The organism is Xenophilus sp. (assembly GCF_044462705.1).
GTDB classification, from domain to species: Bacteria; Pseudomonadota; Gammaproteobacteria; order Burkholderiales; family Burkholderiaceae_C; genus Xenophilus; species Xenophilus azovorans.
Genome location: NZ_JBIQNC010000285.1, coordinates 1 through 4,944 on the forward strand (window position 1 = coordinate 1; position 4,944 = coordinate 4,944).

5 protein-coding genes are annotated in these 4,944 nt (G+C 70.6%); 3 read left to right on the top strand and 2 right to left on the bottom strand.

What is annotated here, in order from left to right:
• A partial coding sequence (locus ACIY1X_RS24740; protein ID WP_399685875.1) for a class I tRNA ligase family protein occupies positions 1-904 on the top strand: 904 nt, incomplete at its 5' end.
• Between the two features lie 73 nt (positions 905-977).
• Positions 978-1,865 carry a UTP--glucose-1-phosphate uridylyltransferase GalU gene (gene galU, locus ACIY1X_RS24745; RefSeq protein WP_038205302.1) on the top strand — a complete coding sequence of 296 codons (888 nt, stop codon included), beginning with the start codon at positions 978-980 and terminating at the stop codon, positions 1,863-1,865.
• A 109-nt stretch (positions 1,866-1,974) separates the two neighbouring features.
• Here the strand turns inward: galU and ACIY1X_RS24750 are convergent, their stop codons facing one another.
• Positions 1,975-2,982 (bottom strand): bile acid:sodium symporter family protein, encoded by a 1,008-nt coding sequence (locus tag ACIY1X_RS24750; protein WP_038205299.1) that lies wholly within the window; start codon positions 2,980-2,982, stop codon positions 1,975-1,977.
• A gap of 70 nt (positions 2,983-3,052) precedes the next feature.
• On the opposite strand from ACIY1X_RS24750, the gene ACIY1X_RS24755 reads away from it, so the two are divergent.
• The gene (locus ACIY1X_RS24755) at positions 3,053-3,970 is read left to right on the top strand and encodes a LysR family transcriptional regulator (protein ID WP_399685880.1); all 918 of its coding nucleotides are present in this window, start codon (positions 3,053-3,055) and stop codon (positions 3,968-3,970) included.
• On the opposite strand, the gene ACIY1X_RS24760 is transcribed toward ACIY1X_RS24755, so the two are convergent.
• A complete protein-coding gene (locus tag ACIY1X_RS24760) occupies positions 3,957-4,931 on the bottom strand; it encodes a quinone oxidoreductase family protein (protein WP_399685883.1) in 975 nt (324 codons plus the stop codon). The two genes, ACIY1X_RS24755 and ACIY1X_RS24760, sit on opposite strands and share 14 nt — an antisense overlap.
• Between the last annotated feature and the right edge of the window lie 13 nt (positions 4,932-4,944).

Sequence of the window (4,944 nt, forward strand, 5' to 3'; positions counted from 1 at the left end):
GGAACACACGAAGGCCGAATGCGAACCGGGCGGCGCCTTCCACGGCTACATGCACTTCAGCCAGGCCGACCGCTGGATCGCCTCGCGGCTGCAGCGCGTGGAGGCCGAGGTGGCGCAGGGCTTTGCCGACTACCGGCTCGACAACGTGGCCAACGCCATCTACCAGTTCGCCTGGGACGAGTTCTGCGACTGGTACCTGGAGATCGCCAAGGTGCAGATCCAGCAGGGCGGCGAGGCCGAGCAGCGCGCCACCCGCCGCACGCTGATCCGCACGCTGGAGGCGCTGCTGCGCCTGGCGCATCCGGTCATCCCCTTCATCACCGAGGCGCTGTGGCAGCAGGTCGCGCCCGTGGCGGGCCGCGCCGGCGACTCGGTCATGGTCGCGCCCTACCCCGTCGCCCAGCCCGGGAAGATCGACGAAGCGGCCGAGGCGCACGTGGCCCGGCTCAAATCGCTGGTGGCTGCCTGCCGCCAGCTGCGCGGCGAGATGAACGTCTCTCCCGCGCAGCGCCTGCCGCTGTATGCGCTGGCCGAGAGCGCCGACGAAGCCGCCTTCCTGCGCGGCGCCGCGCCGGTGCTGCAGACGCTGGCCCGCCTGTCGGAGGTCAAGGTCTTCGACGACGAGGCCGCCTGGACCGCCGCCGCACAGGCGGCGCCGGTGGCCGTGGTCGGCGCCGCGCGGGTGGCGCTGCACGTGGAGATCGACGTGGCGGCCGAGCGCGCGCGCCTGGGCAAGGAGGTCGCGCGCATCGAGGGCGAGATCGCCAAGGCGCAGGGCAAGCTGGCCAACGAATCCTTCGTCGCCCGGGCGCCGGCCGCCGTCATTGCGCAGGAAAAACAGCGCGTGGCGGACTTCGGCGCGACGCTGGCGCGTCTTCAGTCACAGTTGCAGCGCCTCGGCTGACATCCTGTCACAGGGCTGTCCCGTAGGATAGAGAGCGCATTTGTTGATACCACCGTCCACAGTTTCCAAGCTCATGCCCATCTCGACTCGCATCCGCAAGGCCGTCTTTCCGGTGGCCGGCTTCGGCACCCGCTTCCTGCCCGCCACCAAGGCCCAGCCCAAGGAAATGCTGCCGGTGGTGGACAAGCCGCTGATCCAGTACGCGGTCGAGGAGGCGTACGCCGCGGGCATCCGCGACATGATCTTCGTCACCGGCCGCAACAAGCGCGCCATCGAGGACCACTACGACACCGCCTACGAGCTGGAAAGCCAGTTGGAAGCCAGCGGCAAGAGCGCCCTGCTGGAGATCGCCCGCTCGGTCGCGCCCGAGGACATGACCTGCTCCTACGTGCGCCAGCCGCGCATGCTGGGCCTGGGCCACGCCGTGCTGTGCGCCGAGCACCTGGTGGGCGACCAGCCCTTCGCCGTGCTGCTGGCCGACGACCTGATGGTCGGCCCCGAGGGCGGCGAAGGCGTGCTGGCGCAGATGGTGCGCACCTACAACAACCTGGGCGGCTCGGTGCTGGCCGTGCAGGAGGTGCCGCTGGACCAGGTCAAGCGCTACGGCATCGTGGCCGGCGAGTCCAAGGGCGACGACATCACCAAGGTCAGCGCGATGGTCGAGAAGCCCTCGCCCGAGAAGGCACCCTCGCGCCTGGCGGTGGCCGGCCGCTACATCCTGACGCCCGGCGTGTTCGACGAGATCCGCAACCAGCCCAAGGGCGCGGGCGGCGAGATCCAGCTCACCGACGGCATCGCCTCGCTGCTGAAGAAGGAGAGCGTCTACGCCTACGCCTACAAGGGCGTGCGCTACGACTGCGGCAGCAAGGAAGGCTTCCTGCAGGCCACCGTCGAGCTGGCGCTGGCGCACCCGGAGGTGGGCGCCTCGTTCCGCGAGTACCTCAAGAGCCTGGCGCTCTGAAGCCTGCGCCCGCCCGGGCGGCAAGCAACAACAGCCGTTCGGGCTGCACTCTTGTCGAAGCCGGGTGCCGCGCTTCGACAGGCTCAGCGTGAACGGCTTGGGGGCTGCCTCAGCCCGCCGCCGTCGACGCGGCCTTGGGAGCCGCGCCTTCCTCGTCCGCCGGCCGCCGCGCATAGCGCTGCGCCAGCACCGCGCACACCATCAGCTGCATCTGGTGGAACAGCATCAGCGGCAGCACGATCGCGCCGACCGCCGACGAGGCGAACAGCACCTTGGCCATCGGCACGCCGCTGGCCAGGCTCTTCTTGGAGCCGCAGAAGACGATGGTGATCTCGTCGGCCTTGGAAAAGCCCAGCCGCCGCGCCGCGAAGGTGGTGAAGAAAAGCGCCAGCGCTAGCAGCACCGCGCACACCACCAGCAGCCCGGCCAGGGCCGTGAGCGGCACCTGCTTCCACAACCCCTCGATCACCGCCGCGCTGAAGGCGGTGTAGACCACCAGCAGGATCGAGCCGCGGTCCACCAGCGTCAGCACCTTGGCGTGCCGCTTGACGAAGCCGCCGATCCATGGCCGCAGCAGGTGGCCGGCGACGAAGGGCGCCATCAGCTGCAGCAGGATGCGGCCGATCGCGTCGAGCTGGGAGTCCGCATGGCCCTGCGCCACCAGCCAGTTGGCCAGGAGCGGCGTGACGAACACGCCCAGCAGCGTCGAGGCCGAGGCGCTGCATACCGCCGCCGGGATGTTGCCGCGCGCCATCGAGGTGAAGGCGATGGCCGACTGCACGGTGGCCGGCAGCACGCACAGGAACAGCACGCCGGTGTAGATCTCCGGCGTGACCAGCGGCGCCAGCACCGGCCGCAGCACCCACCCCAGCACCGGGAACATCACGAAGGTGGCGGCGAACACCAGGAGGTGCAGCCGCCAGTGGGTGACGCCGGACAGGACGGCCTCGCGCGAGAGCTTGGCGCCGTGCAGGAAGAACAGCAGCCCGATGGCCACCGTGGTCAGCCCCTCGAAGAAGCGGGCCGTGCCGCCGCTGGCCGGCAGCAGCGTGGCGAGCACGACGGTGCCCACCAGCGCGAGCGTGAAGTTGTCGGGGAGGAAGCGCGAACGGGCCATGACGCCGATTGGGCACGCGGCGCATTCAAAAGTGAAATGGATTCATCTGATGAATCCATAATTTCGCCGCATGAATGTCACCCTGAGGCAACTGCACGTCTTTCGCGCCGTCGCGCTGGAGCGCAACTTCAGCCGCGCCGGCGACGGCATCGGCCTCACGCAGCCGGCGGTGAGCCGCTCGATCCTGGAGCTGGAGTCGCAGCTCGGCGTGAAGCTGCTGGACCGCACCACGCGCGAGGTGGCGCTGACGGAAGCCGGCCAGGCGCTGGCGCTGCGGCTGGACCGGCTGCTGGACGAGCTCGACCAGATGCTGCTGGACGTGGGCGGCCTGGCGCGCGCACGGCGCGGCAAGGTGCGGGTGGCGAGCAGCCCCACCTTGTCGGCCAACCTGATGCCGCAATGCATCGCCGCCTGCGGCGAGCGCGAGCCCGGCATCCAGTTGGTGCTGCTCGACCGCATCCAGCAGGACGTGCTGGGCAGCGTGCGCGCCGGCGAGGTGGACTTCGGCGTGGTGATCGAGCCGCAGGACGCCGAGGACCTGCATCAGGAGCCGATCCTGCAGGACCCCTTCGTGCTGGTGGCGCCCGAGAGCCACCCGCTGGCCAAAGCGGCCAGCGTGCGCTGGCCGACGCTCTCGGGCCGGCCGCTGGTGCTGCTGGACCACGCCTCCGGCAGCCGCCGCCTGATCGACGCCGCGCTGGAACGCCACGGCACGCGCTGCGAGGTGGCGCAGGAGCTGGGCCACGCCACCACCGTCTTCCGCATGATCGAGGCCGGCATCGGCATCAGCGTGATGCCGGCGCTGGCCCTGCCGCCGGGCGGCATCCCGGGGCTGGCGGTGCGGCCGCTGCGGCCCACGGTGGAGCGCGACATCGTGCTGGTGCACCGGCGCAACCGCGCGCCTTCGCCGCTGGCGCAGCGGGTGTGGAGCCTGATCCACGACGTCGCCGCCGGCATGCGGCGGCAACAGGGCGTCAGTCCAGGGTGAGGATGGTGCAGCCGGTGGTCTTGCGTGCTTCGAGGTCGCGGTGCGCCTGCTGCACCTCGGCCAGCGGGTAGCGCTGGGCGATCGGGATCTTCACCGCGCCGCTTTCCACCACGGCGAACAGGTCATCCGCCATGGCCTGCGTGGCCTCGCGCGTGGCGATGTGGGTGAACAGCGTGGGCCGCGTGATGTACAGCGAGCCCTTCTGCCCCAGCACCCCGAGGTTGAAGGGCGGCACCGGGCCGGAACCGTTGCCGAAGCTGGCCAGCAGGCCGAAGGGGCGCAGGCAGTTCAGCGAGCCTTCGAAGGTGTCCTTGCCCACCGAGTCGTAGACCACCTTCACGCCCTGCCCGCCGGTGATCTCCTTGACGCGGGCCGCGAAGTCCTCGGTGCCGTAGTTGATGCAGTGCGCCGCGCCGTGCTCCAGCGCCAGCTTGCACTTGGCGTCGGAGCCGGCGGTGCCGATGAGCTTCAGCCCCAGCGCCTTCGCCCACTGGCAGGCGATCAGGCCGACGCCGCCGGCGGCGGCATGGAAGAGGATGAAGTCGCCCGGCTGCAGGCCCTCGGCCGGCAGCGTCTTCTTCAGCAGGTACTGCGCCGTCAGGCCCTTGAGCATCATCGCCGCGCCGGTCTCGAAGGAGATCGCGTCGGGCAGGCGGCACACGCTGCGGGCCGGCATCACACGCAGCTCGCAGTAGGCGCCGGGCGGCGCGCTGGCATAGGCGGCGCGGTCGCCGGGCGCGAGGTGCGTCACGCCCTCGCCCACCGCCTCGACGATGCCGGCGGCCTCCATGCCCAGTTGCAGCGGCATCGGGAAGGGATACAGGCCGCTGCGCTGGTAGGTGTCGATGAAGTTCAGGCCGACGGCCTTGTGGCGGATGCGGATCTCGCCCGGCCCCGGCTCGCCGACCTCGACGTCGACGAGCTTCAGTTCCTCGGGGCCGCCGTTGCGGTCGATGCGGATGGCGCGGCTGGTG